This window comes from Arthrobacter sp. SRS-W-1-2016 (assembly GCF_002009585.1).
GTDB lineage: Bacteria > Actinomycetota > Actinomycetes > Actinomycetales > Micrococcaceae > Arthrobacter > Arthrobacter bambusae_A.
Window position 1 is genome coordinate 1 of the sequence record NZ_MTPV01000001.1, and the last position, 25,723, is coordinate 25,723.

31 protein-coding genes are annotated in these 25,723 nt (G+C 62.6%); 20 read left to right on the plus strand and 11 right to left on the minus strand.

The window, feature by feature from the left end; genetic code table 11:
• Positions 1-191: 191 nt before the first annotated feature.
• From BMF89_RS00005 to BMF89_RS00025, 5 genes are all read left to right on the plus strand, one after another.
• Positions 192-668 carry a hypothetical protein gene (locus BMF89_RS00005; protein WP_078105026.1) on the plus strand — a complete coding sequence of 159 codons (477 nt, stop codon included), beginning with the start codon at positions 192-194 and terminating at the stop codon, positions 666-668.
• 958 nt (positions 669-1,626) lie between these two features.
• Positions 1,627-2,178, plus strand: a complete 552-nt coding sequence (locus BMF89_RS00010; RefSeq protein ID WP_078105027.1) for a hypothetical protein — start codon at positions 1,627-1,629, stop codon at positions 2,176-2,178.
• 57 nt (positions 2,179-2,235) lie between these two features.
• Entirely contained in the window at positions 2,236-2,991 is a 756-nt protein-coding gene (locus BMF89_RS00015) for a DUF2958 domain-containing protein (protein WP_078105028.1), read from the plus strand.
• 145 nt (positions 2,992-3,136) lie between these two features.
• The gene (locus BMF89_RS00020; RefSeq protein WP_078105029.1) at positions 3,137-3,394 is read left to right on the plus strand and encodes a helix-turn-helix transcriptional regulator; all 258 of its coding nucleotides are present in this window, start codon (positions 3,137-3,139) and stop codon (positions 3,392-3,394) included.
• Complete coding sequence (locus BMF89_RS00025; RefSeq protein WP_078105031.1) at positions 3,391-4,638, plus strand: HipA domain-containing protein; 1,248 nt, start codon at positions 3,391-3,393, stop codon at positions 4,636-4,638. Before BMF89_RS00020 ends, BMF89_RS00025 begins: the two co-directional genes overlap by 4 nt.
• A 361-nt stretch (positions 4,639-4,999) precedes the next feature.
• On the opposite strand, the gene BMF89_RS00030 is transcribed toward BMF89_RS00025, so the two are convergent.
• Complete coding sequence (locus BMF89_RS00030) at positions 5,000-5,635, minus strand: hypothetical protein (RefSeq protein WP_253190626.1); 636 nt, start codon at positions 5,633-5,635, stop codon at positions 5,000-5,002.
• A 382-nt stretch (positions 5,636-6,017) separates the two neighbouring features.
• Positions 6,018-6,512 (minus strand): hypothetical protein, encoded by a 495-nt coding sequence (locus tag BMF89_RS00035; protein ID WP_078105034.1) that lies wholly within the window; start codon positions 6,510-6,512, stop codon positions 6,018-6,020.
• A gap of 1,171 nt (positions 6,513-7,683) precedes the next feature.
• Here BMF89_RS00035 and BMF89_RS00045 point away from each other — a divergent pair.
• The 3 genes from BMF89_RS00045 (at position 7,684) to BMF89_RS00055 (ending at position 9,066) form a co-directional block, all read left to right on the plus strand.
• Positions 7,684-7,869: a hypothetical protein gene (locus tag BMF89_RS00045; protein WP_078105037.1), complete on the plus strand. Its 186-nt coding sequence runs from the start codon at positions 7,684-7,686 to the stop codon at positions 7,867-7,869.
• Positions 7,870-8,356: 487 nt separating this feature from the next.
• Positions 8,357-8,554, plus strand: a complete 198-nt coding sequence (locus BMF89_RS21420) for a hypothetical protein (protein ID WP_139359476.1) — start codon at positions 8,357-8,359, stop codon at positions 8,552-8,554.
• Between the two features lie 2 nt (positions 8,555-8,556).
• Entirely contained in the window at positions 8,557-9,066 is a 510-nt protein-coding gene (locus BMF89_RS00055) for a hypothetical protein (RefSeq protein ID WP_078105040.1), read from the plus strand.
• A 46-nt stretch (positions 9,067-9,112) separates the two neighbouring features.
• Here the strand turns inward: BMF89_RS00055 and BMF89_RS00060 are convergent, their stop codons facing one another.
• Together BMF89_RS00060 and BMF89_RS22235 are read right to left on the minus strand one after the other, a co-directional pair.
• Positions 9,113-9,592, minus strand: a complete 480-nt coding sequence (locus BMF89_RS00060) for a hypothetical protein (RefSeq protein ID WP_078105042.1) — start codon at positions 9,590-9,592, stop codon at positions 9,113-9,115.
• Between the two features lie 122 nt (positions 9,593-9,714).
• Positions 9,715-10,017, minus strand: a complete 303-nt coding sequence (locus tag BMF89_RS22235) for a hypothetical protein (protein ID WP_253190627.1) — start codon at positions 10,015-10,017, stop codon at positions 9,715-9,717.
• Between BMF89_RS22235 and BMF89_RS22650 the strand changes: the two genes are divergently transcribed.
• From BMF89_RS22650 to BMF89_RS00085, 5 genes are all read left to right on the plus strand, one after another.
• The gene (locus BMF89_RS22650; RefSeq protein ID WP_366214745.1) at positions 10,007-10,162 is read left to right on the plus strand and encodes a DUF732 domain-containing protein; all 156 of its coding nucleotides are present in this window, start codon (positions 10,007-10,009) and stop codon (positions 10,160-10,162) included. The two genes, BMF89_RS22235 and BMF89_RS22650, sit on opposite strands and share 11 nt — an antisense overlap.
• Positions 10,163-10,278: 116 nt before the next feature.
• On the plus strand, positions 10,279-11,094 hold the full coding sequence (locus tag BMF89_RS00070; RefSeq protein WP_078105044.1) for a hypothetical protein: 816 nt from the start codon (positions 10,279-10,281) through the stop codon (positions 11,092-11,094).
• A gap of 361 nt (positions 11,095-11,455) precedes the next feature.
• Positions 11,456-12,871 carry an FAD/NAD(P)-binding protein gene (locus tag BMF89_RS00075; RefSeq protein WP_216353752.1) on the plus strand — a complete coding sequence of 472 codons (1,416 nt, stop codon included), beginning with the start codon at positions 11,456-11,458 and terminating at the stop codon, positions 12,869-12,871.
• Positions 12,849-13,442: a DUF805 domain-containing protein gene (locus tag BMF89_RS00080; RefSeq protein ID WP_078105046.1), complete on the plus strand. Its 594-nt coding sequence runs from the start codon at positions 12,849-12,851 to the stop codon at positions 13,440-13,442. The genes BMF89_RS00075 and BMF89_RS00080 overlap by 23 nt, the downstream gene beginning before the upstream one ends.
• 193 nt (positions 13,443-13,635) lie before the next feature.
• Positions 13,636-13,911 carry a hypothetical protein gene (locus BMF89_RS00085; protein ID WP_078105047.1) on the plus strand — a complete coding sequence of 92 codons (276 nt, stop codon included), beginning with the start codon at positions 13,636-13,638 and terminating at the stop codon, positions 13,909-13,911.
• A 36-nt stretch (positions 13,912-13,947) separates the two neighbouring features.
• Here the strand turns inward: BMF89_RS00085 and BMF89_RS00090 are convergent, their stop codons facing one another.
• Positions 13,948-14,517 (minus strand): DUF2550 family protein, encoded by a 570-nt coding sequence (locus BMF89_RS00090; RefSeq protein ID WP_139359477.1) that lies wholly within the window; start codon positions 14,515-14,517, stop codon positions 13,948-13,950.
• Positions 14,518-15,040: 523 nt separating this feature from the next.
• Between BMF89_RS00090 and BMF89_RS00095 the strand changes: the two genes are divergently transcribed.
• The 5 genes from BMF89_RS00095 to BMF89_RS00115 all read left to right on the plus strand — a co-directional run bounded on the left by BMF89_RS00095 (position 15,041) and on the right by BMF89_RS00115 (position 18,740).
• A complete protein-coding gene (locus BMF89_RS00095) occupies positions 15,041-15,493 on the plus strand; it encodes a hypothetical protein (RefSeq protein WP_078105050.1) in 453 nt (150 codons plus the stop codon).
• Positions 15,494-15,805: 312 nt separating this feature from the next.
• Entirely contained in the window at positions 15,806-16,276 is a 471-nt protein-coding gene (locus BMF89_RS00100; protein WP_078105052.1) for a hypothetical protein, read from the plus strand.
• 96 nt (positions 16,277-16,372) lie between these two features.
• Positions 16,373-16,702, plus strand: coding sequence for a hypothetical protein (locus BMF89_RS00105; protein ID WP_078105054.1), 330 nt, complete (start codon positions 16,373-16,375; stop codon positions 16,700-16,702).
• A 57-nt stretch (positions 16,703-16,759) separates the two neighbouring features.
• Positions 16,760-17,671 (plus strand): hypothetical protein, encoded by a 912-nt coding sequence (locus BMF89_RS00110; RefSeq protein ID WP_078105055.1) that lies wholly within the window; start codon positions 16,760-16,762, stop codon positions 17,669-17,671.
• 430 nt (positions 17,672-18,101) lie between these two features.
• Positions 18,102-18,740, plus strand: coding sequence for a hypothetical protein (locus BMF89_RS00115; RefSeq protein WP_078105057.1), 639 nt, complete (start codon positions 18,102-18,104; stop codon positions 18,738-18,740).
• Positions 18,741-18,854: 114 nt separating this feature from the next.
• Here the strand turns inward: BMF89_RS00115 and BMF89_RS00120 are convergent, their stop codons facing one another.
• From BMF89_RS00120 to BMF89_RS00135, 4 genes are read right to left on the minus strand one after another with little or no spacing between them, the layout of a single operon-like run.
• Entirely contained in the window at positions 18,855-19,310 is a 456-nt protein-coding gene (locus BMF89_RS00120; RefSeq protein WP_078105059.1) for an Hpt domain-containing protein, read from the minus strand.
• Positions 19,311-19,313: 3 nt separating this feature from the next.
• The gene (locus BMF89_RS00125; protein WP_078105061.1) at positions 19,314-19,913 is read right to left on the minus strand and encodes a hypothetical protein; all 600 of its coding nucleotides are present in this window, start codon (positions 19,911-19,913) and stop codon (positions 19,314-19,316) included.
• Positions 19,914-19,919: 6 nt separating this feature from the next.
• Positions 19,920-20,597 carry a TasA family protein gene (locus tag BMF89_RS00130; RefSeq protein ID WP_078105062.1) on the minus strand — a complete coding sequence of 226 codons (678 nt, stop codon included), beginning with the start codon at positions 20,595-20,597 and terminating at the stop codon, positions 19,920-19,922.
• 36 nt (positions 20,598-20,633) lie between these two features.
• Positions 20,634-21,170, minus strand: coding sequence for a signal peptidase I (locus BMF89_RS00135; protein WP_171983345.1), 537 nt, complete (start codon positions 21,168-21,170; stop codon positions 20,634-20,636).
• A 791-nt stretch (positions 21,171-21,961) separates the two neighbouring features.
• On the opposite strand from BMF89_RS00135, the gene BMF89_RS21780 reads away from it, so the two are divergent.
• Positions 21,962-22,486, plus strand: a complete 525-nt coding sequence (locus BMF89_RS21780) for a hypothetical protein (protein WP_171983346.1) — start codon at positions 21,962-21,964, stop codon at positions 22,484-22,486.
• Between the two features lie 368 nt (positions 22,487-22,854).
• On the plus strand, positions 22,855-23,223 hold the full coding sequence (locus tag BMF89_RS21785; RefSeq protein WP_171983347.1) for a GNAT family N-acetyltransferase: 369 nt from the start codon (positions 22,855-22,857) through the stop codon (positions 23,221-23,223).
• Positions 23,224-23,260: 37 nt separating this feature from the next.
• Here the strand turns inward: BMF89_RS21785 and BMF89_RS00145 are convergent, their stop codons facing one another.
• Positions 23,261-24,952 (minus strand): hypothetical protein, encoded by a 1,692-nt coding sequence (locus BMF89_RS00145; RefSeq protein ID WP_139359478.1) that lies wholly within the window; start codon positions 24,950-24,952, stop codon positions 23,261-23,263.
• Between the two features lie 152 nt (positions 24,953-25,104).
• Entirely contained in the window at positions 25,105-25,653 is a 549-nt protein-coding gene (locus BMF89_RS00150) for a hypothetical protein (RefSeq protein WP_078105070.1), read from the minus strand.
• Positions 25,654-25,723: the final 70 nt, after the last annotated feature.

Here is a 25,723-nt window from a genome sequence, read left to right on the forward strand (position 1 = left end):
CAATCACCACAGGCCCCACACCGCCACCGGGAACAAACCACCCGTCAGCCGGCTAACCAACCTCCCTGGGCAGTACAGCTAGTCGGAGGGTATGACACTCAACGGCTGGCTGTTCGAAGGTAGCTGAATCAAAGCGCTTTCCGCGAGGGCGAGGTCCGGGAACTGTCCGTGTAGCGACGTAAGCTGGCAAAGTGAACGCGATACCTTCTCCGATCACCGTGGACGTCTTCGTCCGAACCGGGCCTGCCGAGTGGTGGCAGATCCTCGCAGCCTTGGGACCGCTGGCGGCCCTGCTGGGGGCAATTCCAATCGCCTACACTGTCTGGCGAGTCCGGAGGCACCGCGCGACGGCTGGGCGGAGCTTGCTGGAGCAGCAGCGCCAAACCTGCGCGACGGCCCTCGCGCAGCAGACTGAAGCGGATGATCGCGCGGAATGGTGGCGACGGACACAATGGGCGCTGGATCGTTCCCTTGACGACAACGAAGGTGCGAGAAGACTAGGACTGGCTACTTTGGATGCGCTGGCCCGGAGCGATTTGGCGCGCGAGGAAGATCTTAAGGTGCTGCATGCGGCTCGGGGGGCGGTCGCGCGCGCCGAGGGGAAGCGCCACGATCCGGGCACTGGCCTGGACGATGGACCCCGCTCAGGAAAGCACCCGGGTTCTTAGTCGCACCTATCTGGCAACGGCTGTGCGAGTCAGGGGACCACATACCAATAAGTGCGGCTAGAAGCCGCTTCAAAAGCTGACGGAAACCCCGCGGCGGGCCGGGATACTGTCGTCGGCGCCGAAATCGGTAGTCAGCGCGCTAAGCAATGCCGCCTCGTCTGGGCCTTGTCGAAGGGTTCAGGACACGGGAAACGGTTCGCTGGCCTCGGAGAAGACCCTCTCGACTGTCGTCTTGGAGCACCCGACGCGCTGGATAATGGCTCTCTGACTAGGCTTCTCGGCGGCCAGTTCCCGGACCTTCGCCGGGTCCACTTCGGTACGGGTTTACGGGGTGGTCCACCGAGTGGTCCTTTAGGTGGTCCACCGAGTGGTCCTTTAGGTGGTCCACCCTTGGTCCATTTACTGGTCCGCAGAGTGGTCCTTTTCGTGGTCCACTGTTCCTTTGCCTGGTCCATCTGGTCCGCACGAACCACCTGATCGCGGGCCCGCTTGCGGCGCTGGGCCACGGATCCGTAGGCCGGAGCCACCACCAGGTTGACCGTTGTTTCCGTGGCGAAGAACAGGCTGACGGGCATGATGGCAGCCAGGCAGGCAGCAGCACCATCGTCCGGCTGTCTGGTTCGATACGTGAAGTCATTCGTTCGCTTCCTCCCTTGGCGATGGTCCATGTGAACCGCTCGAGTGCCAGTCCGGGACTAGTCCACGACCGTTTTCACAGCACGCATGGACCAAGGGGTGGACCCCGGACCACGAAGGACCACCATGGACCACCATGGACCACTACTGTGGACCACGCCGAAGGACCACCATGGACCACCCTGATGGACCACTGTGGACCACATCGAAGGACCACCATGGACCACCCGGATAGGCGAACTGACTGCGCCTCGGCCCCATGGCCGGACGCCCAGACTTCGTCGCCTGAGGCGCTGTGGACGCAGGTCGAGTAGGACCAATCATGGCCAACAGCTCAAAAGACAAGGGCGACCGCTTCGAGCGCGAGTCCGTTCCCGTCCTGGTGAACCTCCTCCCCGAGTTCGCCCTGGAAAAGGCGATGCGCTACCTTGGCGCCGGACGCAAGGAAGACGTCGGGGACCTGTACGTCCTGTCCGACGCCGCCGTGCAGGTAAAAGCTTGGGACGACATGGGCGGCGCGATCCGCACCGCAGTCGCCGGCTCCGTCATCCAGGCCGGCCACGGGGACAAGGAATACGCCCTCGGCATGGTTCCCATTCTCGGCGCCCGGGCCCACCAGGTGCGCTGGCCCGCCTGCGTGGCTCCAGGCCGCTGGCCGGTGCCGATCGAACCGGTAGCCGAGTTCAAGCTGGTCTCCAAAGCCCTCAAATGGGTCAAGGACGACACCGGCCCGTACGGCTTCCGTGTCTGGGACCGGCTGGAACGCGTCGGCCTGCTCGGCGGCCCGGGCGAGCCGGCACTGATCGCGCCCATCGAAGCCTGGGCCGCGGCGTACCGGCAGGCGCATGAGGTCCAGCTGAAGCTCGCCGCCTGACCCGTGCCGGGCGCCGGCCGCACACAGTCCTGATGACACCGCCTTCGAAGGAGCATCATGACCGAAAGCACCAGCCGCCAGCCTCAGGGGATCCCCGTCGGCGGCCAGTTCGCGCCCACCGCCCATTCCGAACCTGACGTGGCCTTGACCCCGGCTGCCCCAGCCCGGCCCGCCGAGACGCAGCGAAAGCGCCGCGGGCATGACTTCTACCCGCCGGCCGAGGAGATGGCGTCCTGGCCTGAGCTTTACGAGACCGATGGCGAGGGCCCGATCGGCGATAAACCCATCCAGGCCCACTACTTCCAGGGCGGCATGGACTGGTATATCGCCGAATACGACCCCAAGGCGAACGAGGCGTTCGGCTACGTGAACCTGGGGCACGGCGGCGAATGGGGCTACATCGACCTCGCCGAGGTGGAAAGTGTGCGCGGCCAGATGGGACTGCCGATCGAACGCGACCTGGACTTCACGCCGGGCACGCTGGCCAAGGAATGCATCGACAGGTACAAGGCCGAGGCCGCGGCGGCTCTGGCCGAGGATCGGGACGAGACAGACTTGGGCTGGGACGGTCCCGACGAGCCGGATCCGCTGAGCCCCGAAGACCGCAAACAGTGGGACGAGCACCACCGTTTCGCCTTCAACTATGTCCACGAGGGCAATCTGCTGGGGGTCACCGGGTTTGAGGACCGGGACACCGTCGAGCGCTTCGCCGGCTTCGCTGCGAACGCGTACATGGAATCAGGCTGGGACGGCATGATGGACATCCGCACCATCGCCCAGGCCTGGAGGGACCAGGAACGCCCGCTCGGCTAAGGAGACCGGGGCCCGGCCAATCTCCGGCCGGGCCTTCCTCATCCGTCTCAACACCACGTACTGTAAGAAATATCGAACATTTCTCGTTTAACGTTGAATGTTCGAGATATTGAACAATTAGCCTTGAAGGCAATATGATCGATATATGGAACATGACGAGCTGACCCCGTTCTATCGGGCCGTGGATGCCCCGTCCCTGGGGCGGTGCATCAGTGATGCGCGCAAGGAGTCCGGCCTGACCCAGCAGGACCTGGCGGATAGGCTCAAAGTGACCCGCGGCACCGTCATCCGGCTCGAAGCAGGAGAGGCCGTGTCTGTCGTCGTCGCCATGCAGGCGATCAGGATCCTGGGCCGTGATGTCGCCCTCGTGCCGCGTTTCTCAAAGCTTCAGGTCAGCTCATGAGCGCACGCACCCTCGACGTCTTCCTTCGCGGCAGTCGGATCGGTGAGCTCACCGGCAGTGGACTTCGCCTGTCTTTCCAGTACGACCGGGCACCCCTGGCCGAGTACGGTGCCGAGTCCATCCTGCTTTCATTGTCCATGCCTTTGAGCCGGAAAAGGATCGTCGGACCGGAGGTCTACAACTTCTTCGACGGGCTGCTGCCGGAAGGCCAGGTGCGCTCCCACCTTGCCAAGGAAAACAGGCTTACCGCACCGGACGCCTTCGGCCTCCTGCGCGTGCTGGGCGCAGACTGTGCCGGCGCCGTCCAGGTCCTGCCACCCGGCGAATCACCGGAACGCCCGGGCGCCGCCATCCCCATGACGGAGGACGAAGTGACAGGGGTCGTGGAGTCCCTCCCGACCTGGGACCTGCCCGACGACTTCCTCGTCACCGCATCCCTGGGCGGCGTCCAGTCCAAGGTATTGCTGACCCGGCACGGCGACGGCTGGGCATGGCCTGGCCGCGGAGCCGTCTCCACCCACATCATCAAGCCGGAACCCCTGGATTCGACCATTCCGGATCTCCTCGGCTCGGAGGACTGGGCGCTGAGGACGGCTGCGGCCGCCGGATTGCCCGCCGCGAAGGCGCACCTGGAGATGTTCGGAACCCGGCAGGCCATCGTGGTGGACCGCTTCGACCGCGCACCGGACGGAAGCCGGCTGCACCAGGAAGACTTCACCCAGGCCCTGGCCCTGACAAGCGAAGCGAAATACGAGGGCACCTCGGCCCCGCCGTCGCGGCTGACCCGGCTGGTCAACGCGGCCGCCCCGCATACGCGCGATGACGCCGAGTTCCGCCGTGACCTGCTCCGGGCCGTTTCCTTCAACGTGGCGATCGGCAACGGGGATGCCCACTCCAAGAATTACTCACTCATCCTGCGCGACGGCGGCGAAGTGCTGCTCGCCCCGCTCTACGACGTGGCGCCCACCCTGCTCCTCTATGCGCCCAGCAACAACGCAGGCCATACCGTGGCCGGGCAGATCCGCCTGGGCTACATCACCCTGGAACACCTCGTCCGCGAGGGGACGGCCTGGGGGATGGACGCGGATGATGCACGCCAGACCGCGGTGTCCGCGCTGGAGTCTGTGGCGGCAGCGGCCGCCGGATCCCCGGCCGAAGGCAATCTCGGGTTCCTGCGGGAGCTCGTCCCGGCCCGCGTCAGCGACCTGCTCGACGGCAGCACCGCCCGGCGCGCTCTGGGCTGAGCCGCGGAGTGCCCGGCGTTTCCGGCGCGGGGAGAGACTTGGCCGGTTCCGCACACATAGGGTCCAGAAACGAAAGCCAACCCCCGGCGGGGAGGATCTGCCGGGGGCCAAGCCCTAATGGCTCAAGGCAGAGCGACCGGAACGTGAGTCCCGGAGGACAGCGGATTCGAGGCCGCGCAGGGCACTGGCACCCGATGGTGTCATTCGCAGTAACGCGCACCCGGCCGGGTGCCTCCCGATGGGGCAAACGGCCGGCGTCCTGGGAGTCGGGACGGGAGCCTTCCAAGCGGGGTGCTGCGCTGAAAGGTCCGGTACGGGCGCCCCCACGGTGCCCGCCGAGCACTTCATCGGAAGGAAGGCCCTAGAGCCACATGACGGAGCCGCCGGCGCGGGGCTCATACCGCTTGCCGACCAGGCTGAAGGCGAAGAGCCGCTCCTCTTCGGAAGAGGTCTCCGGGAAGGTTTTTTCGTAGGTCCGGACTTCACCTGTGAGGCGGCCGAGGAGCTCGAGCTCGAAGCGAGCTTTCCGGGGATCGCCGGAGGGGACGGCCTTGATGACCTTGGTGACGCCGGTGATCAGGCCGCCGAGTCCGACCAGCAGGTAGCCGACCTTGAAGATCCGGTCGGCACCGGCGCCGGTCCAGTCACCGCGCTGGGCATCCAGCCAGTCAGCGTCGCTCAGGTGCGGGGCGTCGCCCCACCATTTGCGCCAGCCGTCGGTGCTTTCCTCCGCGGGGGCCGTCTGAATCAGAGGCAGCGATCCGCCGCCGGTAACGAAGTCAGCCTTGCGAAGAGGCGTCAGGGACGACATGGACAAGTGCCTCAGGTACCCGGAGGCCAGCAGCTTGGCGATGTTCGGGCGGGTGGTGTTCAGGTAGGCCGCGGCGGCGTTCGGGGTGAGAGGCTCATCGAGGATCGGTTCGGCAGGGATGATGGTGAGTTCCGGGAGGGTCATTACTTCCTTCTTTCGATTCGTCGCCTTCAGTGATTCAACCATAAACAACATTATGTAAATGTGTCAATGGTTTTAGTGGGGGATGCTCCCGTAGTGTCTTCACCCGCGGCATTATCGAACGGCTGCTCGGGTGGACCGACCTACTTCGGGAAGTCCCCGGCTTCGACGAAACTCTTACGGATGCGGAGGCCCGATCTCCGGCGGCGCTCCTTGCGGCCCACTGCGGCGTCAGTTGGACCACTCGGCAGTATTTCATGGCCCATCTAGCACCCATCTCTGTGACGCCCATCAACCAATCCGGGCTGGACGTGGGCTCAAGGGCCGGCCGCCTGCTGATGGGACAAAATCGGAGGCTGTTGCTGTTGTTGCTGCTGTCACGCAGCCGACGCTGAGACCCCGAGCCGCTACCGCTGCGCCGCAGGCCTCAAGCCACTGAACCGGCAGCCAGTTCGCGGGCCATGCAAAGGACTGGGTCCACTGAGCCACCCTTCTCCAGCCACCGCGTCACGGACGCCGCATTTCCGTTCACGACCAAATCCGGTTGCGGGGTCAGGAAGAACCCGGCGACAGCCTGCGGATGCAAGTCGCCAGGGAGAGCAGCGAGAACCCGATCCAGGCCCGGGAGTGTCTGGTCGCCTGGCTGTATGAACTGCCAGTCCGGAAACACTAGGCGGCCGCGACTGCGGTAGGAGTACAGCCTCCGCACCGCCGTGCGGCGCCGAACGGTAGGTGCTGACAGGTGTAGCTTTTCGGCGACCTCGGCGACCGTGAGGGTTGATGAATCCACGGGTCCCTGCGCTGCAACGGCGTCATCGCGTGCACCCTCGGAGATCCCCGAATGGGCGACCCAGAAGGCGCGGTCGCGGGCAAGGGCCACCGCCGACTGGTTGGCAGCCGGGGTCACGCTCGATCGCTGCATGTTTGCTTGCAAAGCCGTAGTCCTCTCCTTCGGTCTCTATTCCAATCTAAGCTTGGACACAATAGCGCGAGAGGCAAGTCACCTCATCCCCGCTTGGGGGCAGTTTCCGTACTGGAAGCGTATGCGTTGGTTGCGGTTTCATAGGCATTCGGAATATAGCCCGAATCGTCCCTTTCAAGGTGTGTAAGGGTCCAGGAAGCCTTACCGCTTGGCATGCCGCCGAAGTTCGTTGCGTGAATGGAAGCGACCTCATTGAAATCGCTACGGAACTGATCGTCAGCCGTTTGCAGGGAGATTCCTGCCGTATGCGCCGGCGGCGGGGTGGAGGAGGGGCAGCGGCGCGGCTGCAAGCCGTTAGGAGGCCTGTAGCGGTTATTGTGAGCGTAATTTGAACGAGGGTCTTGGGCACGGTTGTTCCTTTGTCATGAAGAACAGATGCCGGCTATGTGGGCGGAGTTCCGGAGGACTTTCACCAGGCCCAGCGAGCCCTCGCTCATTCCATCGGGCAGGATACTAGTATGTGATTTGTCGGATTATCGTCAGCTCCGGCATTACCAGACCAGCAGGGGGATGCCATGTCTGAGGATGAGAGCGTGCCGGAAAACGAAGTTATAGGGGAGCCTCATCAGGACCCGGACGCTGTCGAGCACGCCGACTCTCGCCCGGGGACAGCGACTCGGCGCCCTTCGATGCGTAGCTGGCCCTACCCTGACTGGACGGATCCGTTCTACTGGCCCTAACAGGTAGAGGGACAGATGGGTGTCCACGCAACGGTGAGCCGGCCCGCTGGCCGTTCTGACCGGATGTGTGCGGCGCATTCGAAAAGCACCACTGCCATCGGAAAAATCGAGGCGACTTCCGGGTAAACACTGGGCTGCATGGCCAACAGCCGCACACAAAATAAGCATGACGCCTTCTTCACGCCAGCCCCGCGGCGTCCGGATCGGCGGCTAGTTCGCCGCTACCGCGCATGCCGAACCGTCCCTGACCTCACTCGCTCCTCTCGACACCCCGCCCACTGCCGGCACCGCGCCGCTGACCAAGCGTGAACTGATGGGTCCCGGCACCCTCAACGACCGGAACCCCGGCGTGGACGCCGGCGGCCATCAAGAAGTTCCTGGGAGAGCCGGACAAGCTGGTCCGCAACCCGGTGTACCGGAACGCCCCGCAGATGCGCATGTTCCTGACCAGCCGGGTCGAAGAAGTCGAAGCGACCGACGAATGGCAGACCTGGGAGGACGGGTACCGGCGTCGCAGCGCCGCAAACGGCCGCAAGAAGCCAGACGAGGAAAAGACTGCTCCGAAGGTCGAGCTCGGCCAGGGCCGCAACGGTTTCTACCCGGTTGTCCGGAGGTAATACAGACTGGCCAGGCTTTTGGGTCCGGTGAGCGATCTTCCGCACACATGGGTTCTGTCTGGGTTGAAAAGGCCCGGGTTGACGCTAACACCGGCATGCAGCCCATAGAATGCTCAAGCACCGGAAATGACACGAGGGAGATACCAGGACGCACATGGATAACTATGCGAAGTTTCTGGAGCGCCTCGATGCCGCCATTGCCAGCCTTACCAAGCGGAGAGCGGTTCTCATGACGGCGCATGATGTCGTTTCTTCGGCGCTGAAACACAACAATTCTGGACTTGCGCAATGGGCTGAGCGAAAGGCTCGGTTGGAGGAATCCCTTCGGAACGGAAGCATGGCCAATGGACCCAGACTCAAGGACCTCTACGATGTTTCCCACAAGATGGAATCGGTGTTCGGAGGTCGGGCGCAGCGCGTGGCTGAAAGACTGGACACAATCCGGGCGCGGATGGGCGACATCGACAGATCGCTCCAAGATCTTCGGATGAGCAAGCAGAAACTCACGTCCTCCCGCAAACTTGCCGAGGAGCGGGAGAACCTCAGCCGGGTTGTCCTGGGTCTTGCCGGAACCCCGGATGGCTCAGCGACCGCCACCCCGGACGGGGGACTCCGTGAAGATTTGCGGGCAGCTAGCGAGGCTGTCGTGCTTGCCGAGGCGCTGCTCGAACTGAAGGGGGACTGAGAATGCCGCTCAAAAATGGAGAACACCCTCTTACGAGCTTCGTTGCGAAGAAGTGGGGGCGCGAAAAGAACCCTGGCTGCGTTTTCATGGGTGCCGGCTTCGTGACTTTCCTCTTGTGCCTGATCCTGGTGTTCTTTATCGAACCGATGAGAAACGCCTCGATTGTCATCGGCTCATCCTTGGCCATCGCCACCCTCGCCGCAGTGTCCGAAAACATGTCTACCCCGGCGAGGGTGAAGTCATTTCGGGTCATGCTAACCAGAAAGGTCAACGAGCTGATCCTTGAAATGACCGGGGACCCGACGGCCAGGGTTTCCATCGCGGAATTAGGTGCACTGATCCAGCTCGAGTACGCCAAGCCGCTGCACATCAACGGGGTGCCGGGCCTTGAACTCAAAGTGGTCGACAAGGAACCAGGCATGAAGCAACTCATCGCTAAAGTCACCGCCCCGGACTACGGGCTGGAAAGCTTCGACTTGTTGCTCTCTGCCGAGCTCAAACGGAAGCCCTAGCCCGCAAGCGGCCATGACCACGCAGTCTGAAGCGCCGCGGGTACGGCTATCGGCCGGCCGATCCTTCCGCTCCGGAGGGGCGCATGGCTTCTACATTGAGCTCCAAAGCGATCCTCTCGTCCTCGGTCAGCGGGCGGACCGCTTCTTCATACAGTGACACGCCGGCGGCCCAGTTGCCCCAGCGCCCGTCACTGCGGACGGTCCCGGTGGGAGAGCCCAAGGCGTGAACTGCGGCCGCGATGAGAATGGCGGTCACGACGGCGTCGTATGGCTTGCCAGCAGTCGTGCAAAATGTCCACATGTCCGCGTGGCGCGGCTCAACGGAGCCCTGTAGCCGGAACGTTTCGTGAGCTTCGCCGGCGGCCCCGAACCCGTTCAGACGGATCCCCTCCGCAGCGTTGAGGACCGGCAAGCCCTGCCCCTTCGGCCCGCAGATAGTCACGGAAGAGGCGTCTATGACTTTCCCGGCGTCGGTGATCACTCCTGGTGTGGCCTTCAGGCCCGGGAAGTAGTGGGTGTAGCCCATCGAGCGTTCCTATCCTTAGCCTCGAATCTACCGGGTGGCTTCCTGAACTCGACACAGGCCTAGCTCCGTGTGGGGACGCGTCTGAACAGACCCTTAATGCGATAGGTTCCTCAACATAAGCTTCAGTGACCATCATCCGAAATGAATTCAAACATGCGAAGATTTGCCACTCTGGGCGTTGCCGCCATCTTGCTACTCACCGGCTGTTCCTCCCAAGCTGGGGCCACGGCCTCTCCTTCGGCGGCGGAAGCTTCTCCAGCTGCTCCAAGCCCCACGCAGACGGCCACACCATCGGCCTCGGTTTCAGCGTCAACTCTGGCGCTGGGCAACGGCACCATCGACGATGCCACCCTTGATAAGGCGTTTCTGGCCGGTGCGCGGAAAGTAATCCCTTCCGGGCCCGACGACGCCACGGTGATTTCCATGGGGAGGGGTCTATGTGCCGACCTTGCCGCAGGTGTCTCTACACAGGCAGCCCTGGACAAAGTAAAAGCTCACGGGCTGTCTCAGACCAATGCGTTGATCTTCTTGGTCACGGCCAAGACGGTTTACTGCACGACGACTAAGTAATCCAACCAGCACGAAGGCCCCGCACCGCCGAACGGTCCGAGGTCATTTCTGCCGAACCGTTCGATGACACCGGTTCGGTCGCCGAGTGCAACCGCATCCTGGGCTTGGCCCGCGGCGTGAACATCTCCTACAGCAGCATCGTGAAGTCCATCAGCTATGCAGCGGGCCAAGGCATCGGCGGAAGCGGCGCGGTCCAGTTCGTCACCAGCGGCAGCATCCAGTCAGATCAGGCAAACGTCGTGGCCTTCGATTTGCCCACGGCTGGGTACGGCCAGATCAACATGAGTATCAGCAGCCCCGGTTTCAGTGGTTCCAGCCAGGACGTGTACGCTTCCGTAGCCAATTACGCGGCCGACGGCACGTTCATCTCCGAGAGTTCCCCGGTCACTGCCTATGTGGGAGGCAGCTCCGGGTGGGTCGCTATGAATGTTCAGCGGCCCTGGATGCCCACACCGGCAGGCGGCACGCTGAAGCTGCTTGTCCGGGCGGGCGCGAACTACAACTATGCACCGCTTGAGAACGCGGTGTTCTACGTAGACAACGTGTCTTCCACTGACAACGGCCAGTACTTCGACGGTCAGACCGCGGCCTTGGGCGAATACACCTACAAGTGGTCCGGCGTGCAATACGACTCCCCCTCCCAGAAGATCACTCCGAAGCAGGTCGCCCTGTCGTCGGTCATCACGCTGGGTCAGCAGTTCACCGTGCAGGGCCGTGGGTTCCCCGCAAACACGGCGGTGCACCTGGAGGACAACGACTGGGGCGAGGGGGCTACCGATGTCACCACGGATGGCTCCGGCAATTTCACGACAGCCATGACCTTCCCGGCCAACACCGATCCGAACAACGGGCTGGTGGCCGGACCTGGGACGCTCCACGTCTTCTCCGGGTGGTCCCAAGCTCAGCTGTATCTGCCGATCACCCTCCAATAAACCAGGTGGATGCCCGGGTGATGAAGCGCCTACGCATGTTTCCGGACAGACGATGATCCGAATCCTCGACGGGGAGCATTTTGAAGAACCGTAACGCAGTCCGTGCCCTTGCCGCCACGTTGGCGAACGCTGCCACCTCAACCTCAGACACTCGTTCAGGCGATGAGCAAGGCGGCGAAGCTGCCGATAGGGCTGGTCACGACCGGGTGCCACCGGGTCGGTGATACTGATGCGCGGGGAGTGCTCAAATGCGGCGCCGTTCGCGAGCAAAGCCGACTCAGGCACGTCTTCGTTCTATCGTTGGCACGACATTTTTGGTTCACTGGCGAGAACAAGGATGGCAACCATCTCAGGAGGCTCCGTGGCAGCAATTGAAGCCGACTACCTGGTAGTTGGGAGCGGCGCGGTGGGGATGGCGTTTGCCGACGTGCTGCTCCACGAGACGGACCACACGATGGTCGTCGTCGATCGCCACCATGCTCCTGGCGGGCACTGGAACGATGCCTATCCGTTCGTGCGATTGCACCAGCCGTCGGCCACCTACGGGGTGAATTCACGTGATCTGGGCAGCGGCGCGCGCGACAGGACAGCGCTCAATCTGGGCCTGTGCGAACGCGCGAGCAGCGCCTCAATCCTCTACTACTACGAGGAATTGATGCGCGACTTTGTCGACTCCGGCCGGCTCCGGTACTTCCCGATGTGCGAATACGAGGGCGACTACGTGGAGCGTCATCGATTCACCTCGCTCACGGGCGGTGAGATCCACGAAGCGCACGTGAGGGACAAGGTCGTCGATACCTCGTACCTGAACACGGCTGTGCCTTCCACGCATCCGCCCAAATATGGAGTGGCTGCCGGCGTAGAGTGCGTGCCGCCCAATGATCTGCCGCACGTGAAGCGGCCGCCTGCAGGCTACGTCGTCATCGGGGCCGGTAAGACCGGTATAGATGCGTGCCTCTGGTTGCTGCAGAACCAGGTGTCGCCGGACGACATCTGCTGGATCGTGCCGCGCGACCCGTGGCTTCAGAACCGCGCGAACGTGCAGCCCGCCGAGGAGTTCTTCGAGCGATCGTTCGGCGCGTTCGCGATCCAAGCCGAGATCGCTGCGGCTGCGGAGACGATCGATGCACTTTTCGCCCAACTGGAAGCCACGGGACAACTGTTGCGGCTGGATACCGGCGTCACACCCACCATGTACCACGGGGCCATAGTCTCCTTGGCGGAGCTCCACGCGCTGAGGCAGATCAAGAACGTCGTTCGCATGGGCAGGATCCAACGTATCGAACGCGACCGGATCCTCCTGGAACGCGGGACAGCCGAGTCGTCATCGGAATGTCTGTACGTGGACTGCTCAGCCAGTGCGGTCGAGAGACGGCCGGCGACTCCGATCTTCACTGGCCGGAAGATCACCCCACAGATGGTACGTGCGCTCCAGCCGACGTTCAGCAGCGCCTTCATCGCCCATATCGAGGCCTCGATCGTCGGCGAGACCGAGAAGAACGAGCTCTGCACACCCATACCCATGTCGGATGCTCCGCAGGACTGGCTCAACATGATGCTGATGAATCTGACCAACCAGGACCGTTGGAGGCGCGATCCCCAGCTCAGGGACTGGATCACGCGCTCCAGGCTCGACCGGTTCTCCGATTTGGCCCGCAAGGCCACGCCGGCCGACGCCCACAAGGTCGCACTCCTGCAACGGTATGGCCACGCGGCATCGGCCGCAGTACCAAACCTTCAACGACTCATAGCCAATGCCACCGCGCCTGGCTCGTAAATCGGAGCGGAACGAGTACCGGGTTGCCGAAACCGGGTCAGCCCTGGGCGTCAAACGCGGCGTGGTGGAAGCCGCCCTCGCCGACGCTTCAGGTATTTTCGTGCCCCGGTGGAGGCCCTGCCGGAGAAGATGCGTTAGGTCGTCGAGGAGATCTACTTCGCCGGAAGGGGCATATGGTGCGCCTATCGGTGAGGCCGCGCGCCCGTTCTTCAAGAAGTACGCCACCTTCACTGGCCGTGCCAGCCGCAGCGAATACTGGTGGTGGGCCCTGATCTCCGGCGTCGTGGCCATCATCCTGAACATCATCATTTCCGCAGGCGCGACCGTCAGCGACTCCGGCGCCAAAGTCCCGGGCCCAGGTGCGGTCGTCGGCGACATTCTCCTGGGCATCTGGGGTCTGGCCACCATCATCCCGTCCGTTGCCGTCGTCGTCCGGCGCCTGCACGATGTGAACTTCAGCGGCTGGATGATCCTCATCGGGCCCGTCCCGTTCCTCGGAGGCCTGGCCCTGCTGATTTTCATGATCCTTCCGTCCAAGCCGGAAGGCCAGCGCTTCGACGTCCCCGCCTAGATTCGGTTGGTGGGGAAGCTGAAGGCCACCGGCGTCGTGCTGGTGACCTTCAGCTTCGTCGCGATCTTCCGTCTTTGTGTCTATCGTTGCCCGGCGTCCCCCCAGTGTCTGGGGACAAGTTCTATCGTCGGGCCGACATTCTTGATTCACTGACAAGAACGGAATTGATTGCACGAATTCGACGGGAGGATGGGTGGCCACAACGGAAGAAGTTCGCCGCAGGCTACTTCGCATCAGTTATTGGTTCCTTCCCGTCGTGGCCTTCGAATTCGTGGCCAACATACTGAGCCTCAGGGGTATCGATTCCGAACCATGGCGTTGGATCCGGACCATCATCCTGGCAGCCGCTGTGACGGTACTCTGCGTTCAGGTAACCCGGTTTTCGTTGTGGCAGCGCGACGAATACTGGCGCGAACGCGGTAAAGACCCCAAGCACCCGGAACGGCCAGGGAAGATGGACGGCCCTTGACGTTTCGAGAACTAGTCCCACATTCTTTGTTTGCATTTAACGTCCTTCGCCATCTCCGTGGCGTAGGTGATCCTCGACAGATTTCAGACTTTCTTCTGTTCCTGCCAGCTCGATCTCCCCTTTGTCGGTTCTAACCGCGATGACCCGGTTCGCCCGTCTCAAAGCCAGCACCCTCTTGTCCGACAAGGCCCGGTCGCCCATCGAGTGAAGATCCTCAAAAACCATCACAGACCCTTTTCGCTGCACCGCCATGTCGAATGCCGCCTGGAATTTGATGGTCCCGTCACGGACCTCCGCGAAGCCCGACGACCAGCCAGCCCCAAGCGACCCGGACACGGCACCCGGGTAGCGGATGGCACACTCAATCACTCCGGACTGGGCATCCTCCTCCAGCCGCCTGTTCCTCTCGGCAGTGGCCGGTAGCCGGAGGAGGAATGTTCCTGTCCCCATCACGCCGAGTGCGACCAGCAGCGACAGCCAGAATCCAAGCATGGTCCGAAGAGAGTTTGCGACGATCAACGCGATGGGAAGCATCCAGAACTGGGATGAATCTAGTGCCTTTTCCCATTTTCCCTTCGGCGTCGGTTTGCGCATTTCCATGGTCATTTTCGAATGATAGTCGTGCCGGGCCTTCGTGGATTCTGCATTTTCGTCAGCCCGGGCGACGATCCATAAGGGCAACGGCGGATCCACTCAACGGTTTACGGTCGTGAGCTCTCCGGCGAGGGTCGCGCCGAACAAGGCCCTCGGGTGTGCGTCCACCGGCCTGGTCTCGTTACGGAGTCCCAATTTCGGGCTGCACCAGGGTTAGGCCCCCGAACTGCAAGCGGCTTGGGTTTTTCACAAATTGACTGGAATGTCGGGAAGGAACAGCTGCCCGCTCAACTTTAGGATTGGATGTCAGCTCTACGCAATCACCATTTGGGGATCCATGAAAATCAGTTATGCCCTTGCTCTGTTCGCAGCTTCAGCGCTCATTCTCTCCGGCTGCTCCAGCAGCGCCCAGGCAGTAGCCCAAGGCACGCCAACCCAGACAGCTTCACCCGGGCCCTCCGTGGAGCCGTCGCAGACTTCTTCTCCCGCGGCATCTCCCAGCGCCAGCCCGCTAATAAATGCCCACGGGAACATTGTGAAGAAAGTCGGAGAGTTTGCGGGAGCAGGGGGGACATCGGCAGCTGACGGCACTCTGAAGTTCAAGGTCACGTCGATCGAGCCGATCAGCTGTGACTCCCCGTACTCGACCCGGCCGGCAGGCACGGCTTTGGCTGTGGCGCTGGAGGTTGAAACCACCGCCAATTTCAAGGGCGGCCTGACCATGAACAATGAGTCTGGGTTGACAAGCTTTATGGCTAATTATTGGAAGGGCTATACCCCCGACGGGACTCGCATGAACAAAGTTGACACCGTCGCGGTCCAGAGTTGTGTAGCGGACCAGAGCCGGCTCCTGCCGGACACCATCGGTAAAGGCGAGAAAGCCGCTGGCATCGTGATCCTTGAAGTCACGACGCCGACCGGCACAATCGCCTACGACGGCGCCGGCATGACGAGCGGCGGATGGGAATGGGATTACCGGGCCAAGTAGCCGGATCTGTCACGAGCAAGGCCCGGCAACTATTCAGTTCAAAGCTCGGCCCTGCTTTGACAAGCCAATACGATGTGAATGCGCCGATCTGCGGCCACTGTTGAATATGGGGAAGCATGATGACGGATCATCTCGAAGGCGAGTCTGCGCCGAACAACTCTCAGTCGGCAGTTCGTAAGAGGAAGCGCATCTTCCTCATTCTCGCTCTGGTCTTGGTCCTGGTGGCCGGGTCCGGGGTGGCCTGGTGGTTCAGTTCAGGGCTCCCATCAGCCCAGGCTCGAGATGCCCAGGCGGCTGCGCAGGCATCCGCGGATGCCTGCCGCCAAGAAGAAAAAGGAAGACTCGGACGCGTTCTGGGCAAAGGTCCAGGCAGACAACACCAAGCTGTACGACAAGCAGCGCAGTGACGTTGCCGCTGTCAATGCCTCCCAGGCAGTCGACCAGGCTGCCCAACAAGCCGGTACATCCGAATCGATCCGGACCCAGATGGAAGCCCAGGGATGGACCCGGTTCTCCGGCCCCTTCTACTACCAGTACGCGCCCAAGTCCGAGTACACCTGCGGGTACCTGAAGTGCTCCGTCGTGCACGTCACGACCATGGCCGCCGCAGGATGCCCGGGAGGGCTGTACGTAGCGGCCAGCATCGAGCACGGCTCCTCATCGCTCGGCGTCGCCAACAGCATCACCTTCCCGCTGACCCAGGGCAAGGACGCCATCGTGAAGCTGGACGACACCACAGGCCAAGGTGACGGCATGCGCCTGGCTGACATTCACTGCCTCTAGTCGATTTCTGGCTGGTGAAGCAAGGATTGGGCTGTTTCTGTGTAGCATGACGTCCAGTGACGGCGATGCGTCCGATTGCCTGTGGGGAGGGTTTGAATGGCCGAGGTGAGGTTCGTTCCACGCAGCGAATGGGACACTCTGCCTGTCCAGCCGCCGGCGGGGAAATGGCTGATCCGGGCCGTTCCTTTCATCAAGGGGATTCTGGCCGCCTTGGGTATCGGTGCGCCGCTGGCTCTGATCGACGCCGCTACCCACTATGCCTTCCCGACGTGGATACCTTTGGTGCCCCTCTGGCTGGCCATCGCTCTGTGCGCCGTGGCCATGGTGATCGCCGTCTTAGCGATCCGTCCCTACTACGCCGAGCGGAAACTCGGCTACACCACCTGGCCAGAGAGAAACCCGGCACCGGGGCCAGGCCGCGGATGAACCAGCTCACGAAGTCCGAAAGCCGACTTGGTCCGATCGAACCCCCAGGAGGCAAACGTGCTTCACACCATTAAGGACCAGGGCGGCGGCTTTGTCCCGACCGTGCCATGGGAGCCGACGGTCCGGTATCCCATGCTCCACGGTTTCAGCGCCGCAGCCTGGCAGCGGGTCTCCACAATGAGTTTCCTGACGTTTATAGGCGCAGGCATCCTTACGGTTGGGTTTGCGATCGCAAGCAACAAGGGCGCCGGTGTTAAGACCCTCGCCATCGCTTTTTACTGCATGCTCCTGCTCGCAGGACTCACCGCGGCCGTGTCGGGTGCTGTCTCCACTTACAAGGCCCGCAGGGAGTACCGGCACGGCTACACGACCCTGCAGAGCTTCTCAAAGTACGGGATGTACTACAGGACGCTCCCTCAACTCGACCCGCGCTCCGGCGTGCAAGTCAGGGCCGCCGGGGAAGCGAAGCTTGCACAGTCGGGGCTCACCCAACGCTGGGCCGTTTCCCGCGCCCGGTACCCCCGCGCGGACCGGATGTCCCGACAGGACGCAGCCGAGGCGGCCGCAACGGCGAAAAGAATCAATGAGACAAACCTGGAGCTGGTCAGAGCGAAATCAACCCGCGCCCGACTCGTCAACAGATTCGGCGCCGCCGCCGGGAACATGCGCGCGGACGCCCGGAAGTACACGTTCGCGGCACTCCTCACTGCCGGCGGCGGGCTCCCTGCATTGATTTTCGGCCTCATGGGTGCGTCCCTTGGAAAACCGGTCTGGGTGCTTCCTGCAATTGTTCAAGGCTCCGTCATTGCCGTCCTAGCGCTGATCGGCCGGCGGAAGAGCGTGCACGCCGCGCGGCTCGCGGCGGAGTTTCTGGGTGTGGCCCTCAAGGACCTTCCGCCGTGGACGAGCGCCGGCGCGCAGGATTCCCCTTTCCCGCGGGACCACGGGGCGGGCAATCCTGCAGCATAGGGACCTGGGTGGTGCTGCTTAGCCCGTGTCGATTCGTTCGGCCTGTGCATCCGGTGACCAGGGCTTTCGACGGAATGTTGGCCGAGTTTGAGATACCTGAGCCGCGTGGCGAGGCCGCCCCTCCGGTTGCGTCGCACCCGGGACACATCGTGATTAGTAAGTAGGCTGAGTGTTTTCGCTCGAGTGCCCGTCAGAAATCAAGTATCTTGCACTCGTGCGAGGACCCGTCCCCGGGCCGTTGACTCTAACCAAGAACCTTGGTGCCTTTGGGGAGGACATGGATGGACGCTGGAGTGCCGTCACGGCCGGCCCGGTTGACTTTGCGGCAGGCAGCTAAACGGGCTGGAATGGACGTGATGTCCTTTAAGGCCTTGGCAGACGTGAACAACGGTACGTTGGCTGAATTGCGCCTGTCTGGGGCGCGGCGTCGATGACGGACCGCAATGATGGGGACGCGGTACAACGTTGGGCTGCGGCCGAACGTGTCGCCCAGGGCTTGCCGTCAGGGACGGGGCCGCCACCCAAACGCGAGGCCTGGACCCTCGTCGTCTTTGCCGTCCTGGTTGTTTTCGCGATCAGTGGCGTCGTCACGTTCTTTATTCTCCAGCCGCAGCCCCTGTTCGGGGATGTCGTAGCGGTGCCCGGATGGTTGAAAACGGTGGGCGCAATTGTTGAGTGTGCCGGGATACTCCTCGGTGTCATTGTCTGGGTCCGTGCCGCTCGAAGCGGAGAAAGACCCATCAGTCAGGGCTCGGTAGTGGCTCAGTTGTCCCGCACGCAGCGGCGCCGCGTCGCGAACCAGATCAAAGGCCGGGAGCCGGTCCTTCCCGAAGAGTTGAACGTCGTGCTTGCGGCCGCCCGGCAGGCTCTCATTCTCCAGCGATTCTCATTGCGTCTGCTTCCGGCATATTTCCTGTTCGCTTTAGGAAATCTGATGTGGACGGACTTGGGACTCGCGAAGGCGTTATATGTCCTCACCTTGATCCTCTTCGTCGTAGCGGCCCCCATCGCACTAAGAAGATTGCGGCGGACCCAGGACTTCCTTCAGCGCACCGGCCCTTTGCCCTAAATACGTAGAGATTTACTCTCTGGGAAAGGCTTGGTACAGGCTCAATAGGAGGAAGCTAGTCAGTTGTGAATGTGCTAAGCGCCAGTTTCAGTCGCTGTTGTGGGTGGTTCGTGTCTAGTTGTCCGCGGTGGTTCTGTCGCCGAACGTGCCGAAAAGGAAATCGGACATGGCGGTTCTGAGGGTGTCGATGTTGCAGGGAAGGGCGACGGCGTTGCGTGCAGCGCCTCGCATGTCGCCGTGGAGGAGGCTTTGTTCGAGGCCGTTGCAGGTTTTCTCCAGGGAGCGTGCACCGACCATGTGGGCGTTGACTTTGAGGCTGAGGACGGCGTCCATGGCGTCCTCGGTGTCATTGTTGCTGATGGTGGCGAGGATTCGTTCTACGCGGGCCTGGAGCATTTCGAGAAAGGTCAGCGCGTAGCGCCTGGGGATGGTTGTGCATTGCAGCTGGTCTGCGAGGTCGAGCAGGGCGTCCGGGTGGAAGACCGCATCGCATGCTGTGGCTGCCAAGTTCTTGTCCTGTTCGGGTTCTGCGCGGTTGCCGCGGGTGCTTTGCGGGTCCAGTGTTGTCATGGTTCAGCCGCTGGTGGTGGTCGCGGTCCGAACCTGGGTGCGGTCTACGTTGATGTTGATGGTCAGCGTCGAGGCGGGTGTTTTGGTGACGTTGCCGTTGCTGTTGGCCCTGGCCCGTAGCCGGATGCCCGTTCCGGAGGCGGCCGGGGCGGGTCCCGTGGTGGCCGGGATTGTCGAGGATCCAAAAGACGTGGTCAGGATTGTTGCCACCGTTCCGCCCGGGCACGTGCCGGTGCTTTCGTTCCACGTCGTGCTGCAGGATTCGATGATGAACTGCACGGTGGACTGGGCTGAGGTGGAGCCGCCGTAGGTTGCCGCTGTGATGGGCAGGGTTCCGGTGTTCCCGACCGTGAAGTATTGGGGGGTGAACGAAGGGCTCCCCGTACCGCCGTTGTTGCTGAACGAGAGGGTCAGGGGGCCGCTGCCGTACGGGGCTGCGGTACTCAGTGACGGGGCGGCTCCCCAGCTGCCGCTCGAGACGGCCTGGGACGCGGAGGCGGCATTGGCTGTGGTGGCGGCCTGGGCTGGTGTGGACGTGCAGGCCAGCAGGACCGCTGCCGCGATGGCGGCTGCGGCCCTGCCGGTGTGGTGGTGCACGTTCACCCGGTGTTAGCTTCCGGTGGTGGTGGAGGTCCGCTGGGTTTCGCCGAACTTCCAGGTCAGTGCCGAGGACAGGCCCTGGATGCTGCTGGTGGGAAGGACTCCGTTGACCGTTGTTTCGGCCTGGTCCGGCAGGGTGAGGGCGACCTGGAGGTTCAAAGTGGACCCGGCCGTCACGGTGCCGGCGATCAAGGTCGAGGGCGTCGTCAGGAGGGTGTTGAGGGGGACGTTCGTCGCCAGGACGGTAGTGGTGGCTCCGGTGCCTGTGCAGGCTCCGGCACCGGTGGTGGTCCAGGTGCCGCCGACGCATTCGGTGACGGTGACGTGCAGCCCGTTGGTGGCGTCGGTGGTGAGCTTGCTCGGGGTGGCGTCTGCGACGGCCAGTGTCAGGGCCTTGGCGTCCATGGCGTTGCCCTGGGTGAGGTTGATGTAGCGGTTCACGATGTCGCCGGGGGCCAGGTTGGAGACGGATTGGCCGAACCCGGTTCCGTTGTTGGCCATGGTCAGGCTCAGGGTGCCGGAGGTGGCGTTCTGGGCGGTGGCGTTGGAGGCGTTGGCGTTCAGGGCGGCGAACACGCCGCCTCCGGTGATTGCCAGGCCGGCTGCTGCGACGGCGCAGGCGGCGAACAGGGCAGGGGTGGGGCGGCGGGTGGAGCGGGCGGCGCGGCGGGCTGTGGTTGCAGACATGACTGATCCTTTGGAGGAGGTGGTGCGGGATGGTTTTTAGAGAGCGGGGGCGGCGCTGCGGCGGCCGGAGGTACCGGATTTGCGGCGTGCCGATGGGGCAGGGGTGCTTCGGAGGATCCACCAGACAGCTGACCCGGTGACGGTCAGGCCGAACAAGGCCGTCAGGAGGGCCCTCTGCAGAGGATTCTCGATCCACAGCAGGGCGCTTCCCACCGAGGGAACGACGGCGACGACGACGGGCACCTGGGCCTGGTCCAGCACGGCCTTCCAGTTGTCCGGGGCCGGGTTGGCGTCGCCCTTGGTGGTGAGGACCGGCTTCGACGGTGTGCCGGAGATGGCGGTGATGCGGTGGGCGAAGGGGGTGCTTTCATCTGGAGGTGTGAAAACGGCGATCTGGCCCGGGCGGAGACTGGTCACGTCGGCCGGTGCCGTGATGAGCAGGTCGCCGGGGGCGTAAGCGGGGCGCATGCTGCCGGTCAGGACGGGGGAGAACCCGATGTGGAGCAGCGGTGCGACGACACCGACGGCAAGGAATGCCAGTGTCGCGAGCGTCGAGACGGTCGTCGTGATCATGCGGAGTAGGCGGCGTGCAGATGAGCGTTGGCGGTTCCTCGCCCCCAGGCGGGAACCCATGCCAGAGCTGAGAGAGCTGTCCATGGGGACGTTTCCGTTTCGTTTGAGACCGTGTAGCGGAACAAGATCCACTTTTCGGGGCCCACCTCAAGAAAGCTCAAAGATTCAACTAAGGTTCGTTTAGGTTTTTTCCTCAAGACTTAAGCGAATCTTGAGCAGAACTTTGAAGAAACCTGCATCGTTGGAAAACACAACGCAACCGCCGAGCATGAGTCATTGTGGCGATTGCGATGGCCAGCCCGAAGGAGCCGGTGCCGGCGAATAGACCACCAAGCGAGAAGTGCTCTACAACGACCGGTTGATGGAACCCGGGAGCAGAGCACGGGCGAAAATAAATTCTTTGGATTTTCGCGTCACGATCCGGTTCGAACCCGCACTGTAACCGTAGGGAGTGGTCTGCGACTGGCAGCCATGACGTGCCTTCAGGCAGGCTGTCTACCCCCTAAGCATTGCCCATGCCCATGCCCATGCCCATGCCGCTGTCACGGTCAGAAAACTCTCGGGAACTAGAGTAGGAGGCCAGGCGGGAGCGGAACTTCCGGCGCGCTAGGGCCCGCCTGCAAAAAACCTTGGATGAAAGATTAGATCGGCATACGGCCGAGCGTCTTACGTTTAGCGGCCGAAAACGATGAGTAATATTCACTGGACCGCACTGCAGCTGGCATAATGGCCCGCACTGCTGCACCAGCGCACCGAGAACGATTTGTCGGTCTGACGCTACGATTTGCTAAGTGGTCAATACGCTCTTACTCCTCGACATAGACGGCGCCGTCCTTCCGATGAGGCACCCTAATATTCTGCCGGCTGTCGATCAGGTGACCTTGGCAGTGGCGATCCCGCCGCGCGTCCCTGCAAGCGTCAGCGTCCGCCCGGCGGTCATCGACGCCATCAAGCGGTGGACGGTTTCCGGGACTGACGTCCAGTGGCTGACCTCCTGGGGTTGGCGGACAAAGTGGCTTGACCAGATCGGTTTGCCGCAGCTTCCCATCTTTTACGACCCAGAACCAGGCGAGGTCTTCATGTGGGGCCGTTCCGGCTTGTCTTGGAAGAGACCCGCCGTGTCCGAGTTCCTCGAGAGGCAGACGGAAGGCGTTAGGCTAGTCTGGGTTGACGATGACTCATTTTATGCGAGCTACGGGGACGAATTACGGGGGACCTACGACCAATTGGAGGATCTTCTCTTGGTCCAACCCGACAGTTTCGTCGGCCTGACCGACGAGGATCTTCGTCGAATCGACGGGTTTCTCTCACCTTAGCGGCCCGCGCCGCTCACAATGAGCGTCTCGATCCGCAAACGGGGCGCCGGGCCAGACCGAGACGGCGTTGCCATCGCGCGAACCATTCAAATTCAGGACGCCCACTCGGGTTGGAAGAACGAGTGGAAGACGGCCGGGGGCGAACTAAGAAGTCACTTCTGGCTCCCTCGTCCTCTACCTCATGGGCAATCTTCGCGCGGATCTCGATAACGCCCCACCCCTTCGTGAGACCCGTTCGGGACACGGGCCTCATCAAAGTCGGAAGACAACATACGCAAGCGGACCGTTACCCTCTGGGTTGCACCTCACTGACGGATGCTGCCGCGGTTACATCTTGGCTGGCCGGTCAACCCGTCCTGCAACGATGTGTGGCGATTGCCGACGACGGCCGGATTGCCGGTCACATCTCCGTCAACCAGCTGCGCCCGGCCCTAGGGGCCCACCTGCCGGTCATGGGGTGTGTGCCGGTGGCGGAACGGGGCTTCTGCGAGATCAGTCAGTTTTTCGTTCACCCGGAATTCCAGGGCCGCGGCGTGGGACGCGAACTGTTCTCCATCGCGACAGGCTACGCGTGGGAAAACGGCTATCAGCCGGCGCTGACGGTCGAGGAAACCTCATGGGATGCCCGGCGGTTCTGCACCGCCCGGGGCTTCCGCGAGGTCGGCACCTTCACCGGACTTCGCGGAGTCAGCCATGTCTTTGTTGATGAGACCGTCCATGTTTTCACCGGTTGGTGACCAGTCGCTGACGTCCCCGATCAGCCTCCCCTCCGCCTTAGTTGCCGCCAACCAAATACAGCGGTTCTGAGTCGTGATAGACCGTGTCCTGTTGATGATTTGGAAGGACAACGACCCTGGGCTTGGTCGTGTCGTGCGCGGTCGAGTAATCCGGATCGCAGGTGTGGAGTTGAGCTGCGTAGCGATTCTTTGAGCAATCCCATCCGACTCCGGCCGGGAAATAGCGGACAAACATCGATGCGAACGTGGGACAGGAGTTGCCGTACTTGGGATCGATGCAAAATATGTAGTCCGTTGCGCCTGGCGCATCATCCGCCGGCGCACTGTCTGAGACGAACAAATTCGGAGACTGGGCCTTCTTGTCTGCGGCGCTGAAGCAGTAGTTCGAGTTCGATGGAGAACACCACTTACCTTCGAGTGATGCTGGAAGACCTGGGATGGACGGCGGCGCCGGATAGGACAGGACAATGGTGTAGCCGTTGAAATTAAGGGCCGTGTCCGCTGCCGCGGCCAGGCCATTGGCAGCGATCTGTATGCCGGACCAGACCCAAGTGAAGACCTGGGCGAATGATACCGCCAGGACATCGAGCAGTTTGCCTTTGGCAAGGTTCTCAAAGACTTTGCCCATACAGGACATCACAGTGCCGATGGCGCCGTTCATATAGTTTGCGGCGGCTTTCGCATCTTTCACGTCAGCGGTGGCCATTCCCTGGAAGCCGGCTATACAGTCCGCGGCATCAGCTGCCGTGCCGACGGCTTCGGCGGATACTTTGCCAAGCACCTTGGTGTAGACCATGGTGGTCGTTTGGATACCGAACCACAAAGCCGTGGCCAGGTAAGCCGGCGGTGATGGCTCCAGCCGGACGCCCTCCGATCCGGCCGTGGTGACCTTGTATTCCACCGTTTCGCCGGGACCGATGATGTCGATGACGTTGCCGCGCTTCGAAGGCGCGGTGATGTACTTGGCGAGCCTCGGAACCATCTGCCCGAAATCCAGGCTGCGGGTCCCCATCGTCAGACCAGGGGTATGTTCAGCGGCCACGGCATACCCTCGAGAGTTGTTCACCTTCAAGACGGTGGACCCGTCCGAAGATTTGCCCAGGCACCATTGCACCCGACCGCCGCTGTCGCTGGTGACCGAAACGTTTCCGGCCCTAGCCTCGGACTCGCGGTCGCACTTTGGCTGCTCCCCGGTCCCGGCGTCCTTATAGATCCGGTCTAGTTGACCGCGTGCCCAGCTCGTCACCCAGTCCCAGCTGTCGGTGAACCAGTTCGAGAAGTGGGTGGTGTGTACGATCAGGTCACGTCCAGAGATTTCGCTGTTCAGGACATACTGCGGCGCGTCGGTCGGGTTCTCTGTAAAGCCCACCAGCGGTGCAGGAGTTCCATTGTCTGGGACAGCATTTTTGAAGACGAGGGTAGCCTGCCCGGTCAGCTGGGCACCGCTCAGCTTGATGGACCACCCGTGGCGGTTCTCCGGGAGATCGACAGCTGCGACCTGAAGACTTCCTTCTCCCTTGAGCGACGACCCGGGAATAGTCACATCCGGTGCGCCGTCTTTGCCCGGGAGCGTCACGTCTTTGCCCTGGGTGACGGCGACAGGGGAACCTGGCTGTGACGGCGCCGCAACCACCCAAGGTGGAGACCAAACCCCGGTAAGGACCAATGCGACGGCTGCAGCGCATAACAGGGCGACGACGGAAAGAGCTACCCCCAACGGCTTTTTCATACTCCGAGTTTGGATGACGTGTTCGGGTTTCGACTCAATTGATCAATATGTTTCTTTCCCACGTCGCGTCCGGCTTGAGCAAGCATCCTACGCCGATGGAGTAGACCTCGAATTCACAAGTCCTACATGGGCCTGCTGGCACCCCGGTGAGCTTAGGGCCCGGTCAGTACTTCGTCTCGAAGATTGTAGAAGGGCGCATCGGGGATGACTTCCTCCTCGGGGCTCCCAGGGGCGAAGTGGAGGCTGTGCAGTTGCTCGACCATCGCGAACAGCGCCGCGGATCGCTCCAGGTCAGCGAGACGCTGAGAGTCGATCCTGGCCACACGGTCACGAAGTTCAGCTGCCATTCTTCCGCCGACCCCGGTACTAACGCTTGCGATCTCTTCCCGGAGCCCGTCGACGTTTAGGATCAGCTCACCGACCCCGTACCCGGTGTACCAGCCGACCTGGGAGATCCGGGCTATCGGGAACTCGACGAAGGCCTTTGTGAACCATCCCTCCATCAGGAACATCAGGCGCCGACCGGTCAGCGCGACGAGCCCGAGCTTCTTGCCGTAGCGGACACCGGCGACGATCTGGACTTTTTCGTCCGGCTCCAGCCGGGCTTCCAGGGCACGGAGTTCACGCCCGCACCCACGGGTGGCGCCGCCGCTGCGGCGGACGGCGGAAGCGATGTCGGTGCGCAACGCGGGACGGGCCATGATTGCCTCTCGGGGAACGGGTGAAGCCTCTGCTCGCATACATGCGCAGACGGTGCACTGCTGTTCAGGC

Coding starts and splice junctions, on each gene's coding strand:
- BMF89_RS00010 (WP_078105027.1), top strand. CDS start 1,627: ATGGCCAACAGCTCAAAAGACAAGGGCGACCGCTTCGAGCGCGAGTCC.
- BMF89_RS00015 (WP_078105028.1), top strand. CDS start 2,236: ATGACCGAAAGCACCAGCCGCCAGCCTCAGGGGATCCCCGTCGGCGGC.
- BMF89_RS00020 (WP_078105029.1), top strand. CDS start 3,137: ATGGAACATGACGAGCTGACCCCGTTCTATCGGGCCGTGGATGCCCCG.
- BMF89_RS00025 (WP_078105031.1), top strand. CDS start 3,391: ATGAGCGCACGCACCCTCGACGTCTTCCTTCGCGGCAGTCGGATCGGT.
- BMF89_RS00030 (WP_253190626.1), bottom strand. CDS start 5,635: ATGGTTGAATCACTGAAGGCGACGAATCGAAAGAAGGAAGTAATGACC.
- BMF89_RS00035 (WP_078105034.1), bottom strand. CDS start 6,512: ATGCAGCGATCGAGCGTGACCCCGGCTGCCAACCAGTCGGCGGTGGCC.
- BMF89_RS00045 (WP_078105037.1), top strand. CDS start 7,684: ATGCGCATGTTCCTGACCAGCCGGGTCGAAGAAGTCGAAGCGACCGAC.
- BMF89_RS21420 (WP_139359476.1), top strand. CDS start 8,357: ATGAGCAAGCAGAAACTCACGTCCTCCCGCAAACTTGCCGAGGAGCGG.
- BMF89_RS00055 (WP_078105040.1), top strand. CDS start 8,557: ATGCCGCTCAAAAATGGAGAACACCCTCTTACGAGCTTCGTTGCGAAG.
- BMF89_RS00060 (WP_078105042.1), bottom strand. CDS start 9,592: ATGGGCTACACCCACTACTTCCCGGGCCTGAAGGCCACACCAGGAGTG.
- BMF89_RS22235 (WP_253190627.1), bottom strand. CDS start 10,017: ATGGAAATCACCGTGGCGTCGTCGGGCCCGGAAGGGATTACTTTCCGC.
- BMF89_RS00080 (WP_078105046.1), top strand. CDS start 12,849: ATGCCACCGCGCCTGGCTCGTAAATCGGAGCGGAACGAGTACCGGGTT.
- BMF89_RS00090 (WP_139359477.1), bottom strand. CDS start 14,517: ATGACCATGGAAATGCGCAAACCGACGCCGAAGGGAAAATGGGAAAAG.
- BMF89_RS00100 (WP_078105052.1), top strand. CDS start 15,806: ATGCCTGCCGCCAAGAAGAAAAAGGAAGACTCGGACGCGTTCTGGGCA.
- BMF89_RS00105 (WP_078105054.1), top strand. CDS start 16,373: ATGGCCGAGGTGAGGTTCGTTCCACGCAGCGAATGGGACACTCTGCCT.
- BMF89_RS00115 (WP_078105057.1), top strand. CDS start 18,102: ATGACGGACCGCAATGATGGGGACGCGGTACAACGTTGGGCTGCGGCC.
- BMF89_RS00120 (WP_078105059.1), bottom strand. CDS start 19,310: ATGACAACACTGGACCCGCAAAGCACCCGCGGCAACCGCGCAGAACCC.
- BMF89_RS00130 (WP_078105062.1), bottom strand. CDS start 20,597: ATGTCTGCAACCACAGCCCGCCGCGCCGCCCGCTCCACCCGCCGCCCC.
- BMF89_RS00135 (WP_171983345.1), bottom strand. CDS start 21,170: ATGATCACGACGACCGTCTCGACGCTCGCGACACTGGCATTCCTTGCC.
- BMF89_RS00145 (WP_139359478.1), bottom strand. CDS start 24,952: ATGAAAAAGCCGTTGGGGGTAGCTCTTTCCGTCGTCGCCCTGTTATGC.
- BMF89_RS00150 (WP_078105070.1), bottom strand. CDS start 25,653: ATGGCCCGTCCCGCGTTGCGCACCGACATCGCTTCCGCCGTCCGCCGC.